The following is a 13,420-nucleotide window of genomic DNA, read 5'->3' on the forward strand; positions in this document are numbered from 1 at the left end:
CTATTATTTTAAGTAAAATATTAGTATTTGATAGAATGAGGAGGATTTCATCGTTTATGCAAAGCGCATTTTTTAAAGATTTCTTATATTTAACGGATATAAGGACGATTATTTTTATTGGGGTACTCGTTATCTTATTTGGTGTCATGAAACACATGGAGAAGAAAAAGGTAAAGTTTTCAACACGTATGCTGTCAGCTACTGGATTGGGGCTTATTTTAGGAATCTTAATTCAAATCGTTGGGGCATATCCAACGAATCCATTGGAAGTGCCGTTTATTGCGGAAATTAATAAATGGTATGGTTTAATTGCAAATGGATTTATGAATTTATTAAAAATGTTAGTTGTTCCACTAATTTTTGTTTCTATCATTCGAGTGATTTTAAATATGAGGCAGGGAGAAAATTTAGGGAAGTTAACGATGTATACGTTATTAACCCTTGTTTCGACAACGATTGTTGCTGCGATTATTGGATTGATTGTTGGAAATGTATTTAAACTGGGTGTTGGATATGAGTTAGTGACAGGTGATGCCGCTATTCGAGAAGTACAACCGCTTGTTGATACCTTACAAGGCTTGATTCCATCTAATCCAGTATCGGCAATGGCTGAGGGGAATATTGTAGCAGTTGTTATTTTTGCGACATTTTTAGGATTAGCGACTAAGCGTCAGATGAAAAAATATGAAACGATTGTTAAACCATTTATTGACTTAGTTGAAGCCTTTTATAAAATCATATTAAGCGTTGCCATGACTATTATTAAATGGATGCCGTATGCGGTTATTGCTCTATTGGCCAATACAATTGCGGGACGCGGAATCTCTGCAATTAATGATGCTATTGGGTTTATTTTGGCTACCTATGTTGGAGTCGCGCTCATGATGGTAGTTCATTTCATTTTAATTGCGTGTAAAGGGTTAAATCCAATTCGTTATGTACATAATGTAATTGATGCATTAGTTTTAGCCTTTACATCTCGATCGTCATTAGGAACTTTACCAGTGAGTATTGAAAAATTAACCGAGAATGTCGGATTAGATAATGGGACTGCAACGTTCGTTGGAAGCTTAGGGTCTAATGCAGGAATGAATGGGTGTGCCGGAATTTATCCAGCATTAGTAGCGGTGATGGTTGCTAATATGACGGGAACACCGATTGACATAACATTTATTATGATGTTAATTATTGTTATCGCGTTAGCTTCATTTGGAATTGCAGGATTACCAGGTTCGGCGACGATGGCAATATCTGTTGTCTTATCGGGAATGGGATTAGGGGAGTATTTTCCTTTGATTGCTGGTGTAATTGCGATTGATCCAATTCTTGATATGGGACGTACAATGTTAAATGTGAACGGAACATTAACAACAGCCGTTTTAGTTGGAAAAGCATTTAATCAGATTGATGAAGAGGTTTACTACGGTCGAAAAACCGTTCAAATGGACTAAAAAAAGAGCGTTTCTTACTGAAACGCTCTTTTTTTTATGCCTTGATTTCTGATATCCCCATATCAAGTAGTTGTAGTTTGATTGACCCTATTTTTGAATCTTTGGCAACTTCGTACTTTGTTTTGTCAATGCACTGAAGATCACCAATTTTATCTATTATTTTTCCTTCCTTTGTTACGTGAGGTAAAGTGACCTGTTTATAACAAACTACAATTTCATTTTCTTGAGAGTGAGCAATTTTTGTATACTCTGTGTAGCTATTGGCCGTTTCTTCATTCCAGCAATGAAAAAATTCAATCGAAAAATTTAAGGCTTTTAAGTGTTCCCTAAATAAGTCAATTCGTTCAATTAGATAAGCTTCTTTTAAGTCATCTAACTCAATCGACATGAGGTCATGAAGGAATGTTATATTTTCTTGGGTAGTAGCTAGACGAGTGAATTGTTCATTCTCAAGGATAAGTTGTTGTTGGTAGCAACCATACACCGTATGATTTAATTGAATTTTCCATTCTGGTTTCATTTTATTTCTCCTAATCTTTGTAGTATTCCCTTGTATTTTACTATATTTTGTATCATTGATATAAGATGCATGGGTGAAGTTTTTTTAAAAAGGGGATGAAAAGATAGAAAGCTTAAATTAAGGTGGAGGGGGAGTAGGTGCATGAGGTGGGTTTTCCTTTAATTGATCCATAAAAATGAAAAAATTATTTAAGCTTTGAAGGTGTTGCGTTTCAGCTATGCGTTTTTTAAGACCGTTAATAAAACTTTCTGTATACATGATAGGACAGGGGCGTGATTTACTATAGCGGTAACCTAAGTTTTGCATCATTGCTCTTAAATAGCGTTCATGATAGAGAGCTGACGTAGAGGCGAAGGCGAAATTTGGGTCCTTTTCCATTTGTTCAGGATCATCGATGCTAACATTGTAGTGGGCTAGAAAGGGGAGAAAGTTAGGGAGAGGGGTTGTGGGGAAAAGGTCCCGATTACCGAGTAACCAAGTTTCAAGACATTTATTTTGGACAAAGATTACATAAGGGCAACTGAGAGGGCGGTGATAACTTTCAATTTTTTGTTGAACGATTTGATGACGAAGATTGACGCCATCATCGTCCCCATCTAGAAATATTAAAAGGTAGTCGATAGTTTGATAGAGATTGATAGTATCAATCGTTTGCCCTAGAATGTTTTTTTCGGGAGAGGAACGATCGGTTCCAAGGAGACGAGGATAACCCATTCCACTATAGAGAACGTATTGATTATTTTGAATTTCTGCAATAGATTTTGCACGTGTTAGGGTCGGCAGTAGTAGGGGTATCCAGTGATCAATGATTTTATGTCCTGATTTTCCGTCTTCGACAAGAATATAGAGTTTCATGTTAGACGCCTCCTTCAAACGAAAGGACATTAATGAGTTCAAAAAAACTGTCATATTCTGTTTGCCCGATTCCAAGCTCTTCAGCGGTATGCGCCTCAATCGTGTCTTGTTGGCGTGTGATAATACGCCAAAAGTGACTGTGGACATTATTAATGACGTAAGGGTGGTGACTACTTAAAATGAGCTGAAGGTCATCACGTCCCATCATCTCTTCGAGTAATGAACCCATACAGTTTAATCCAAGTCCGTTTTCAAATTCATCGACCAGTAGGAGGGTACCCGGTTCGCTTAACACAAATTCTGTTAAATAATATAATGTTTTAAGCATTCCATCAGACATCTTGTGGATTTCAAGGTAGCTACCTCCTTTTTCTTTAAAGAAGAGTTCGAGAGTATTTTTCGGGCGATGGAGTAACTTTATGTCTTCAACGGAGTCGAAAATACTTTGAAAAATAGAGAGAATTTCAGAAGTTTGCTGTTTCGTTGCAAGGAGATACGATTTGGTGATGGTGTTGGTTTGACGAAATTGCGGAATAGAGGTTAACCATTTTACAGGCATTAAAAGGGGAATTAATTCTTCAAATGTTGGGGATGAGGAGTCGGCAGAGTTCCATAAGTGTTGAATGATGGGGTAATTATCATTGATGTAGACGAGGTAACGGTACTCTTTTTGATTGAGGATAAAACACATTTCGTATTCTCCGTTTGCTAGACCTTTTATGGAGTGTCCTGCTAAGAGCTGAAACAGGCTATAAATGTAAAACAAAATTTGACTTTTTCCTGAACCAGATAGACCGACGAGTAGCGTCAGGGGAACGGGGGTCGTGACGTTGACGCACAAGCCATTGGGGGTACTAACGCGTAATGATTTAATCTTCACTAAGACCGCCTCCATTTTAGGGGAATTTACTATATCATATGATGAAATTACGGCCATGGTGAGTGAAGACTAGGTCATCGTCTTTCAATTAAAGGGAATAATGATGAATTTAGGTTGCCTCTTAAACTCAAATAGTGATATAATTTAGAAAAAAATAGGAGGTATTGTAAAAATGAGGAAGAATAAGAAAAAGATAGTCTTGCTTTGTGTACTTTGCGTGTTAGGTATTTTAATTCCATGTACTTTTTTTGCAAGAAAGTCTCTAAAAAATAATGAAGAGGGGATCGTGTATGTTGAATCCGTCTCATCTATTCATCAATTAGGGAGTGGATCTGGACTTTTTCAAAGATACAGCGGGATTGTTGAACCACAAGAGACAACAGAGGTAAAACGAAATATGGACCGTGTCATTAAAGACGTTTACGTAAAGGTTGGCGATTTAGTTGAAGAGGGGACACCACTATTTTCTTATGAGACGGGGGAACTCGAGCTACAGTTAAGTCATGCTGAATTAGAGTTAGAACGGCTAAGTGCATCTATAACAGATTTAAATGAGCAGGTAGGTTTACTCAATAATGCCTCAGTAGGAGCAAACGAATTAAGCCTTGAACATAAAGCACAAATTTTAACGACACAGAATGAACTAAAGCAGGCGGAGTATGATAGGAAAAGTAAACAGGTTGAAGTCGAACAATTAAAATCATCTGTTGAAAATTCGGTGGTTAAAAGTACAGTTACAGGTGTTGTTAAATCAATTGGGGGCGATGCCACTGCTTCAGAGGGAAATGGCGAAAGCTACATGACCTTGTTATCGATGACCAACTATCGCATTAAGGGAACAGTTAGTGAGCAAAGTGTTTCACAATTACAGGTAGAACAGCCTGTCATCGTTCGATCACGGGTAAATAAGGAACAAACATGGAAAGGAAAAATAACCATGATTGATTTAAATAATATGCTCACCCCGAATGATTTAAATATGGGCGGAAGTTCAGAGGTGGCAACCAATTATCCTTTTTATGTTGAATTAGAATCGACAGAAAATTTAATTTTAGGCCAACACGTCTACGTGGAATTAGATGAGGGGCAGGATCAGTCATCCGAGGGGATATGGCTTTATGACTACTATTTGATGAATGAAGATGATAAAAGCTACGTATACGTAGAAAATGATCATAAATTAGAAAAACGCGAAGTGCAATTAGGAGCTTATGATGAGCAACAACAACGATATGAAATTTTAGATGGATTAACAGGGGATGATTATATTGCCTTTCCCGACGAGCAAGTTAAAGAAGGGATTGCATGCGAGAAAATGCAAAATGGCTCATTAACCGAGGTTGAGGAATAGGGGGGTAAAAAATGCTATTAGAGGCGAAAAATATACAAAAAAATTATTTTCAGGATAAATTAAAAGTAGAAGTGTTAAAAAATATAAATTTTTCAGTTGAAATGGGTGATTATGTCGCCGTTATGGGACCTTCGGGTTCAGGAAAATCGACACTGATGAATATTTTAGGATGTCTTGATTTGCCAACATCGGGTGACTACTTTTTGAATGGAAAAGATGTTCTATCTTTATCTGAGGACGAACTTTCGGACTTGCGATTAAATGAAATCGGATTTGTTTTTCAAAATTTTCAACTTTTATCTTCGCAAAGTGCGCTTGAAAATGTTGAGTTACCCTTGACGTATGCCAAAATTCCTAAAAGTGAACGCCGTCGGCGCGCGATACAGGCACTTGAAAGGGTTGGACTCGGTGATCGGCTTCATTTTAAGCCTACGCAATTATCAGGTGGGCAGAAGCAACGCGTTGCGATTGCACGAGCAATTGTAAATCATCCATCTCTTTTGTTAGCAGATGAACCAACAGGAGCGTTAGATAGTAAATCAGGGGTACAAATTATGGACTTATTTAGACAATTAAATGATGAAGGCGTTACTATTGTTATGATTACTCACGACGCAAAGGTAGCGCAGGCAGCGAATCGACAGATTGCAATTTTAGACGGTGAGCTCATTCATTCGGCTGTTAAAGGGAGATGGGAATGGTGAAAAAGAAGAAATTACTTATGTTCGGTGGTATGCTTTTTATCCTTTTAATAGGAGGGATAGGTTGCTATCTAACATTTATGCGTTCAAATGAAATTGAAACGATTCCCGTCGCCCACTTAAGTACCTCATGGTGGGGGGATTTAGAAGAATCTTCAGGGTATATTGCCTCGAATATGACCCAAGAGGTCATGCTTGAGAATTTTAAAACAGTTAAAGAGGTTTTAGTTGCTGAGGGAGATCGGGTACAAGTAGGTGACCCCTTAATTGTTTATGACCAAAGTTTGAAAGAATTAGAATTACAGGTTCAACAATCTAAAGTTAAAGGGTTAGATGTTCAAATTCAATTGGCAAAAAAAGAGTTGAAAAACTTACAATCGATGAGTTCTTTTGCGACAGGAAGCAACCAGGCGAAGGCAGTTACAGCGTCTCAGGAAGAGGGAACGGATGCGAAAGAAGGGTTAAATTATAACTCCGAATTTTTCCCATTAGAGGATGGAACGTATCAAGTAGAAGCTCATCAAAAAGACCGGTTACATGTTTCATTTTTATATCGTTTAAAGGGATTAGATGAGGTAGGAAAAACCACCGTTTTTGCCCCAATGAAATTAAATTTAATCGTTCTTTCAGATGATGGAAACAAAGAATCGTTTTTCATTGATGGAGAAGGGTTGAAAATTCCAGAGGGGGTTGTTTCGATGAGCGTGGGAGACTACTTATCCCTGATAAAGGATGAAATCCTAGAGCCAGATGGTGAGAAGGTTCCAGGTCAAGAGGAACCGCCAATTTCGGTGGAGCCTCCTGCTGCTCAACCCGATGACGAAGAACCTGTTCAAGATGGGACAGAAGGTGAGGATACTTATTCAAAAGAGGAGCTTCAACAATTGATTCAAGAGAAACGGTCAGCTGTTAGAGGGTTGGAGTTGGATTATAAAGAAGCGCTCTTAAAGGAGCAACAAATTAAAAAAGAAATCGAACAATTGACCGTTCGAAGTAGCGTCAACGGTGTTGTAAAAAAGGTAGAGGACCTTCCGTCTAAAATAGACGATGGGACCCCGCTTCTTGTGGTCACAAGTGATGAAGGCTTTTACTTAAAGGGAACGCTCAATGAATATCAATTGGCTAAGGTAGATGTCGGTCAAGTAGTAGATATCCAGTCTTATGAAACGGGGATGAGCTATGAAGCACGAATTACAGAGATTTATCCCTACCCTGTTGAAGATAATCAAGATTGGGGTCCGAAAGTGTCACGTTATCCATTTGTTGCGACCATTGAAGGAGATCAACAATTAAGCCCAAATATGAATGTGTCAGTCACACTAAAATCGCCGCAGGAGGAAGGACAAACTCTTTACATCGACATGGCCTATGTCGGCGAGGATCACGGCCAAAAATTTGTTTATAAGGTGGATCAGAATAAACGTTTAGTCAAAGAACGTGTTCAGACAGGAAAGGTTATTTACGGTTCGTATATCGAAATTCTTTCGGGAGTAAACGAGGAAGATCATTTAGCCTTCCCGTATACTAAAAATATTAAGGACGGGTTAAAAGCTAAGGTGATGCTAGAAGGAGAGGAATAACTATGATCGAAAATATTGGGCTATCACTAAAAGGTATTTGGTCACATAAAATGCGCTCCTTCTTAACCATGTTAGGTATTATTATTGGGATTGCGTCGATTATTGCCATTGTTTCTACGATTAAAGGGACAAATGAGCAAATTAAACAGAATTTGATTGGGTCAGGGAATAATGTCGTACAGGTTAAGTTGAGTCAAGATGGATATGAAGTCGAGGGAGACCAGATTCCGTATGGGACGAAAGAAGTATCTGCCGCTACGTTGGAAGAGATCAAGGCGATAGAGCATGTAGAAGGTGCCTCTTTGTATCGGAGTAGAAGTTATGCAGATGGAATCTATTATAAGAGCACCTTATTAGAAGGGCCGAGCGTGAAAGGAATAGATGAGGATTATTTTAACGTCATGGGCTATGTGATCCGTCAGGGACGCCTCTTTATTGATTCGGATTACCAGGAATTTAGAAAAAATATGATTATCGATCAGGATGTTGCTTCAAGTCTTTTTCAAAGTGAAAGTCCAATTGGACAGACGTTGGAGATAAGAGGGGAACCGTTTATTATTATTGGGGTTGTTGAATTGGCTAATCAATCCAAACCTGTTATTCACTCGATTGATGATTACTATACCTACCATCAAAACCAAGGTGGTAACATTTTTCTTCCAGATGTTGTTTGGCCGGTTGTGTATGCATACGATGAACCCCAACATGTCGCGGTTAAGGCGAGTCATACCGATTATATGGGAACAGTAGGACGTGATTGTGCGAATATTTTAAATGCTGAGCTTTGGGATAGTACATTAAGTTATCAGGCCATTGACATTCTTGAACAGGCGAAGCAATTACAAGAATTAAGTGCTGCAACGAATCAGCAATTGTTGTGGATTGCGAGTATTTCACTCCTCGTCGGAGGCATTGGGGTTATGAATATTATGCTCGTTTCTGTGACTGAGCGTACAAATGAGATTGGTTTGAAGAAAGCTATTGGGGCAAGAAAACGAGTAATTTTAGCCCAATTTTTGACGGAAGCGGCCGTATTAACGAGCTTAGGTGGGATCTTGGGAATTTTAGCGGGAATTATACTCGCCAAAGTCATTTCCGTTGTTTCACAAACACCGGTAGCGATTAGTCTTCCGGCTACTGTCGGATCAGTTGTATTTTCGATTGCAATCGGGCTAATTTTTGGATTGCTTCCATCAATGAAGGCAGCAAACCTTAATCCAATTGATGCATTACGTCATGAATAAAGAAAAAAAGTGTGGTGATCGCCACACTTTTTTCTATAAATAAAAGAACCATCAGTCACGATGGCTCTAAAAGGCAATTATTCAGTTAATGAAAGTTCTTCTTCATGAATACGATCGATCGGTTCGTGGTGTTGAACACTATTTTCTATTTCACGGTAGTGATCCATTTTCACCCGGAACAGTTCACCGTTAGTTGGCGGTGTATAAGTAATGGCGTTTGCCCCCGCAGCAATGGTTTCGAGGATGGATTGATCAGTAGGTCCTCCTGTTGCAATAATTGGGATAGTTGGATATTGTTCGCGAATTTTACGAACAATCGCTGCCGTTTTTGAACCACCACTTACGTTTAAGATATCGGCTCCTGCTTCAATGCGTGATTGAACGTCTGTATGTTCAGAGACGACGGTTACGACAACAGGGATGTCAATGGTTTCCTTAACATATTCAATGGTTTCTTGCGGTGTTGGGGCGTTTAACACGACCGCAATGGCTCCTTGGAATTCGGCGTGCAAGGCAATATTACCTGAGCGGGTACCATGGGTGAGCCCGCCCCCTACGCCACAAATAACCGGAATATCTGAAACTGACATAATGGCCTGTGTAATGGTCGGTTGTGGAGTGAAGGGGTAGACAGCAATAACTGCATCTGCATTTGTATTCTTTATAATTGCAACATCTGTTGTAAAAATAAATGATTTTAATCGTTTTCCAAAGATTCGGATTCCGCTCGCATTTCGAATGACATCGGGAACACGTACGAAATTTTTACGCAAGTTGCTTGTTACCTCAGGTACAATTTTTTCAGGGATAGATGGTTTATTCATGTTGCCGTCACGTCCTTTCTTTATCGTCATTTATCTTTATTATAGCGAAAATAATGACAAAAGTTAAGGAGAACTCTTTTTTATTTCATGATTTTAAGTTTTCTAATTGGCGGTGAAAAGAGAAAGAAAGGAGGGGGGGAGGTCTAATTATACGACAAAAGTGAAAAAGGTCGTTTCTTTAGTGGCTAATTCATTAGATTAGTAGTATACTAAATAAGGAAATTCATCCTGTTATATTTCTTTTAAAGGTACAAAGACTAGGAAGATGTCAGTTTTTGTTCTTTTATTATGTTGATAATTCTGAGGAGGTGACATCACGTGGAAGATTCCATTCCCATACGGACAATTAAACGAATCCTAAAGATGTCAGCTCATCTTGATCGACATCGGGAGAAATGATAAGAGGTGATTCGATGAGAAGTGAAGTGAATTTTATTAATTCATTAGCTAGCGGAGGATTTGAGTGGGTTAACTTGATTGATCCAACCCATCAAGAGGTTGAAGAATTGTGTAAAGTATATGATTTAGAATATGAGACAGTGATTACGGCACTCGATGAAGAGGAACGTTCACGTGTCCAAATTGAAGATAATTTTACGATGATTATCGTTGACGTTCCCGTCTCTTTTGAGTCGGATACGTATTATTCAACCGTTCCACTAGGAATTGTAAAGACTAATCATATGTTACTGACGTTATGCACGAGGGAATTAAATGTCTTTACCAAAAGGCTTAAAATGCCAACAACGAGTATTAATGCTCATATATATCAAATTTTATATACGATTTCGATCCAATATTTAGGATACCTAAGGGTTATTGAACGAAAAAGTAGTCAAGTTGAGCGCGCCCTACGGCACTCTCCGAAAAATGAAGATTTAATTGAGATGCTAGACTTACAAAAAAGTTTAGTTTACCTGTCTTCTTCTTTACGTTCTAATCAAATTGTACTAGAGCGTTTGGTTAAATTAGAGAAAAATGATACGCCAGAGTCCGAGATGTTAGAAGATGTGATCATCGAAAATAAACAGGCGATTGACATGTCAAAAATTTATGGAAATATTTTAAGTAGTAACTTAAACGTATTTGAAACAATTATTTCAAATAACCTAAATATGGTAATGAAGTTTTTAACGGTCGTTTCAGTAATTATCGCTGTTCCGACGGTTGTTTCAAGTTTTTGGGGAATGAATGTTCCTGTTCCTTTTCAAAATAATCCGTACGGTTTTTTAATCGTATTTATTATTTCGTTAATTATTACAGTGATGGCTGGATTTTATATTAACCGTAAGGAAAACCACCGTAAAAGGAAGTAGAAAAGAAACGTCTGCTATGCAGAGGTTTTTTTATTAAGAAGGGTGATTAAATGAACGTGAATGAACAACTAATTAAGCAAAAAAATTATTTATCGATGCACGGGCCCTTATCTTTTTCTGACCGAATAGAGGCTTTAAAACGCTTAAAAGAGGCGATTAAGAAGTATGAGCCTGAGTTAATGCGCGCATTAAAAGAAGACTTAGGGAAACCAGACTTTGAATCGTATACAGCAGAAATTGGTTTTTTGTATACTTCCATCGATTATACTTTAAAACGTCTAAAAAAGTGGATGCGTCCTCGTCGGGTTAGGAGCGAAAGTGCGCAACTTATTGGCTCCTCGACTGTTTATGCATCTGCGTATGGTGTCGTTTTAATTATGGCTCCGTTTAATTATCCTGTACAGTTATTGCTTGAGCCGTTAATCGGGGCAATTGCGGGAGGAAATGGGGCAATATTAAAGCCATCGGAGTTGACACCGACGGTTGAAAGGGTTCTTGTTCAATTAATTAGTTCAACATTTAATGCCAATTATATCTCCATTGTCACAGGGGGTGTTACTGTTAATCAACACTTACTTTCACTTCCATTTGATTATATCTTTTTTACAGGAAGTGTCCGTGTTGGTAAGTTAGTCATGCAAAAGGCGAGTGAACAACTTATTCCGTTCACGTTAGAATTAGGTGGAAAGTCTCCAGTGATTGTGGATGAAACTGCCCATTTAAAATTAGCGGCTCAACGAATTACATGGGGAAAGTTTATGAATAATGGACAAACTTGTGTAGCCCCTGATTACGTTTTGGTTCACGAAGAGGTTTATGATGATTTTTTAGATCAATTAAAGAGGGCCATTCAATGTTTTTATGGAGAAAACCCGTTAGAAAATGATGATTATGGACGAATTGTTAATTCATCGCACACGAAACGGTTGGCTTCACTCATCGAAGAGAATCGCTTAAAAATTTATTGTGGGGGAGAGGTTGATATCTGGGAATGTTATATTGCACCCACTGTTTTTAGTCAAGTCACATTGGAAGATTCACTAATGGATGAAGAAATCTTTGGACCGTTGTTACCGGTTATAAGCTATAGGGAGTTAACAGATATTGATGCTTGCCTTTTAAAACATCCGCGCCCCTTAGCATTTTATATTTTTTCAGAACGTCATTCATTTGCTCAGTCGTTGATTCATCGCTATTCATTTGGTGGAGGGTGTATTAATGATGTGGTGACGCATGTGGCTTCTCATCGACTTCCCTTTGGGGGCGTCGGTACTTCTGGAGTAGGAAGATATCATGGAAAAGCAAGCTTTGATACTTTTACTTATAGTAAATCGGTGGTGAAGCGTTCAACAAAGATTCCGCTTCATTTGGTATTTCCCCCTTATGGAAGCCGGGTAAAGTGGGTTAAGAAAATAATGAAATAAACACGCGTACAGTTGCATAAAATGGAGAATGGGGGTGAGAAAATGTCGTGTCTTGGTAATTTGATTTGGTTTATTTGTGGCGGTTTTGTTAACGCCCTTATTTGGTGTTTTTTTGGTGTTCTTTGGAGTATTACGATTATTGGAATTCCAATTGGTCGCCAGTGCTTTAAACTCGCGTCGTTGCAATTAGCTCCTTTTGGTAAGGAGGTAGTTACGGTAAATGATTCTGGGGGAACTTTTCTTTTAAATATATTATGGGTAGTCTTCGGAGGATTAGAGTTAGCGATTGCCAACTTGATTAGTGCTGTTATTTTAACGGTGACCATCGTAGGAATCCCGTTTGCTTTACAAGCTTTTAAATTTGCCATCCTGTCGTTGATGCCTTTTGGAAAAGAAGTAAGAAGAACGTCTTAAAATAAGGCGTTTTTTTTATCTTTTTTGTTTAGAACGTTGGATGGATGTTTATAATACAGGGGGTGATGGACAAGATGGAAAAAAGAATAGTATATGTTTCATATGTAATTATTGCATTTGTTTTATTTAATTTCTTTTATGGCTTTACAGATTGGATAAAATCATGGCAGGTGCTTGATTGGTATCTTATTATCTTAATGGGAACCATTATGAGTTTACTTGTTATTAAGTATAAGCAAAATCAGCGAAAGTTAGCGGTTGAACAATATGCGAAGGAAAATGATCGACGACGAATTCAATTAAATCAGCTACTCATGTTTGAACAACTTTCTAAAATGAATGATGAGATGTTTTGTGAGTTGTTAAAGCGATGTTTTGAGTTACTAGGGTATTCTGATATTCAAGTTAGTCATCCCTCAGATCGGTTAGGTTATGACTTAACAGTTTGGCATCGAGGGAAAAAAATGATCGTTAAAATTTTCAAAAAGGTACCGATGATAGAAAATATATATACAAATCCAGAAGGATTGGAATTTGCCTTAGGCGAATTAGTCACTTTAAATGAGATTCGTGAATTTTATGGAAGTGTAAAGGATTATGAGGTTCAGGCGGATCTTTCACTCGTTATCAGTACAAGTGATTTCGAAGAAGAAGCCTTATTATTTGCCGGTCGAAATGGTGTAGAAACCATGAATGGTTATGAATTTTATCAACTCTTAGATGAATTAAAAGATGGGAAGTCTACCGCTTCATTTTCCACACTTTTTGCCTGATTCCTTTTTTAATCTTTAGGCATATATTAGGAAAGTAGGAAATAAATGCGATTGGAACAATCTCTCTAAGAGGAAGGGAGGTGGTGG

Annotated in this window: 13 protein-coding genes; 9 read left to right on the plus strand and 4 right to left on the minus strand. The window is 38.0% G+C overall.

All coding sequences use genetic code 11. The annotated features are described in order from the left end of the window. Positions 1-56: 56 nt before the first annotated feature. Positions 57-1,451, plus strand: coding sequence for a cation:dicarboxylate symporter family transporter (locus AC6I0I_RS04495; RefSeq protein ID WP_262953699.1), 1,395 nt, complete (start codon positions 57-59; stop codon positions 1,449-1,451). A 34-nt stretch (positions 1,452-1,485) separates the two neighbouring features. Here the strand turns inward: AC6I0I_RS04495 and AC6I0I_RS04500 are convergent, their stop codons facing one another. From AC6I0I_RS04500 to AC6I0I_RS04510, 3 genes are all read right to left on the minus strand, one after another. After that, entirely contained in the window at positions 1,486-1,971 is a 486-nt protein-coding gene (locus tag AC6I0I_RS04500; protein WP_161832686.1) for a hypothetical protein, read from the minus strand. Between the two features lie 117 nt (positions 1,972-2,088). Beyond that, a complete protein-coding gene (locus AC6I0I_RS04505) occupies positions 2,089-2,826 on the minus strand; it encodes a hypothetical protein (RefSeq protein ID WP_262953698.1) in 738 nt (245 codons plus the stop codon). A 1-nt stretch (position 2,827) separates the two neighbouring features. Continuing rightward, positions 2,828-3,706, minus strand: coding sequence for an AAA family ATPase (locus AC6I0I_RS04510; RefSeq protein WP_262953697.1), 879 nt, complete (start codon positions 3,704-3,706; stop codon positions 2,828-2,830). A 172-nt stretch (positions 3,707-3,878) separates the two neighbouring features. Between AC6I0I_RS04510 and AC6I0I_RS04515 the strand changes: the two genes are divergently transcribed. From AC6I0I_RS04515 to AC6I0I_RS04530, 4 genes are read left to right on the plus strand one after another with little or no spacing between them, the layout of a single operon-like run. Next, positions 3,879-5,057 (plus strand): efflux RND transporter periplasmic adaptor subunit, encoded by a 1,179-nt coding sequence (locus tag AC6I0I_RS04515; protein WP_262953696.1) that lies wholly within the window; start codon positions 3,879-3,881, stop codon positions 5,055-5,057. 11 nt (positions 5,058-5,068) lie between these two features. Next, positions 5,069-5,761 carry an ABC transporter ATP-binding protein gene (locus tag AC6I0I_RS04520; protein WP_161832682.1) on the plus strand — a complete coding sequence of 231 codons (693 nt, stop codon included), beginning with the start codon at positions 5,069-5,071 and terminating at the stop codon, positions 5,759-5,761. Further along, positions 5,758-7,338: an HlyD family efflux transporter periplasmic adaptor subunit gene (locus AC6I0I_RS04525; protein ID WP_262953695.1), complete on the plus strand. Its 1,581-nt coding sequence runs from the start codon at positions 5,758-5,760 to the stop codon at positions 7,336-7,338. Before AC6I0I_RS04520 ends, AC6I0I_RS04525 begins: the two co-directional genes overlap by 4 nt. Positions 7,339-7,340: 2 nt before the next feature. Next, entirely contained in the window at positions 7,341-8,582 is a 1,242-nt protein-coding gene (locus tag AC6I0I_RS04530) for an ABC transporter permease (protein WP_262953694.1), read from the plus strand. Between the two features lie 77 nt (positions 8,583-8,659). On the opposite strand, the gene AC6I0I_RS04535 is transcribed toward AC6I0I_RS04530, so the two are convergent. Next, positions 8,660-9,406: a beta/alpha barrel domain-containing protein gene (locus AC6I0I_RS04535; protein ID WP_161832733.1), complete on the minus strand. Its 747-nt coding sequence runs from the start codon at positions 9,404-9,406 to the stop codon at positions 8,660-8,662. 413 nt (positions 9,407-9,819) lie between these two features. Between AC6I0I_RS04535 and AC6I0I_RS04540 the strand changes: the two genes are divergently transcribed. The 4 genes from AC6I0I_RS04540 (at position 9,820) to AC6I0I_RS04555 (ending at position 13,333) form a co-directional block, all read left to right on the plus strand. Then, a complete protein-coding gene (locus AC6I0I_RS04540; protein WP_161832732.1) occupies positions 9,820-10,722 on the plus strand; it encodes a magnesium transporter CorA family protein in 903 nt (300 codons plus the stop codon). A 50-nt stretch (positions 10,723-10,772) separates the two neighbouring features. After that, on the plus strand, positions 10,773-12,146 hold the full coding sequence (locus tag AC6I0I_RS04545) for an aldehyde dehydrogenase (RefSeq protein ID WP_262953693.1): 1,374 nt from the start codon (positions 10,773-10,775) through the stop codon (positions 12,144-12,146). A 42-nt stretch (positions 12,147-12,188) separates the two neighbouring features. Further along, a complete protein-coding gene (locus AC6I0I_RS04550; RefSeq protein ID WP_161832730.1) occupies positions 12,189-12,560 on the plus strand; it encodes a YccF domain-containing protein in 372 nt (123 codons plus the stop codon). A gap of 74 nt (positions 12,561-12,634) precedes the next feature. Continuing rightward, a complete protein-coding gene (locus AC6I0I_RS04555) occupies positions 12,635-13,333 on the plus strand; it encodes a restriction endonuclease (protein ID WP_262953692.1) in 699 nt (232 codons plus the stop codon). Positions 13,334-13,420 lie beyond the last annotated feature (87 nt).

This window comes from Turicibacter sp. St.80E1, from assembly GCF_059728495.1.